Source organism: Vibrio sp. 1978, from assembly GCF_033344345.1.
Genome location: NZ_JAWPOP010000266.1, coordinates 1 through 857, shown reverse-complemented (window position 1 = coordinate 857; position 857 = coordinate 1). Strand labels below are relative to the sequence as shown.

General features: G+C 45.6%; 2 protein-coding genes. One reads left to right on the top strand and one right to left on the bottom strand.

The genetic code is table 11. From position 1 onward, the window contains the following. Positions 1–23: 23 nt before the first annotated feature. A complete protein-coding gene (locus R8N49_RS26000; RefSeq protein WP_005489551.1) occupies positions 24–215 on the top strand; it encodes a hypothetical protein in 192 nt (63 codons plus the stop codon). A 91-nt stretch (positions 216–306) separates the two neighbouring features. Here R8N49_RS26000 and R8N49_RS25995 read toward each other — a convergent pair. Further along, positions 307–857, bottom strand: a 551-nt coding sequence (locus R8N49_RS25995) for a polyprenyl synthetase family protein (RefSeq protein WP_318190311.1), incomplete at its 5' end; no start/stop codon positions are given.

Below are 857 nucleotides of genomic sequence, written 5' to 3'. Positions count from 1 at the left end.
ACAACATTGTTAAGGAGAAGATGATGGAAGCAAGTCGAATCCAAAAAGGCATGGTTGTTGAGTGCCAAGAAGGCGTCGGTACGATTTTGGTTGTCGACCGTGAAGCAGAGACCGTTTTGTTATCCAAGCAAGGCTCAGATCAACAGATAGCAGTGAGTTTTGATGAGATAGAGGACGATCCACAGCTGCACGGTGGAAGCGAACGATACTATTAGTCAGAGTCGTTGAAATTGTCTAGAGCTGAGACGAAAAAGGAAGAGCGAAATGCTCTTCCTTTTGTTTTTCTTGCTAAAGGGTCTGATGGTGCTAGCGGGTGCGTTTTACCGCAACATGAGCTAGCGTGATAAGCGCTTCTTTGTATTCTGATTCTGGTAGTACTTCCAGTTCAGCGATCGCCTTATCTGCTTCTTCTAACGCTTTCTGCGTAGTGTATTCTAACGAACCGGCCTCTTTCATAACGGCTAGGATTTCAACTAAGCGTTCCATGCCATTGGCTTTTTCAATCGCTTCGCGAATCATCAGCGCATTTTCTGGCGTCGTATTACGCATTGCATGCAACAGAGGCAGTGTCGGTTTTCCTTCAGCCAAATCATCACCAACGTTTTTGCCCATGTCTTCGCCATCGGATGTGTAGTCCATCACATCATCAATAAGCTGGAATGCAGTGCCTAGGTATTTACCATAATTCTGCAGAGCCAATTCAACGTGTTCTGGAGCATCATTTAAGATTGCGCCAATTTGCGTTGCAGACTCGAACAAGCGTGCAGTCTTTGAGTAGATGACTTGCATGTAGCTTTCTTCGGTCGTGTCAGGATCGTTACAGTTCATCAACTGTTGAACTTCACCTTCGGCGATCA

Excerpts from the sequence above, each read along its gene's own strand:
- R8N49_RS26000 (WP_005489551.1), top strand. The coding sequence starts at position 24 with ATGGAAGCAAGTCGAATCCAAAAAGGCATGGTTGTTGAGTGCCAAGAA.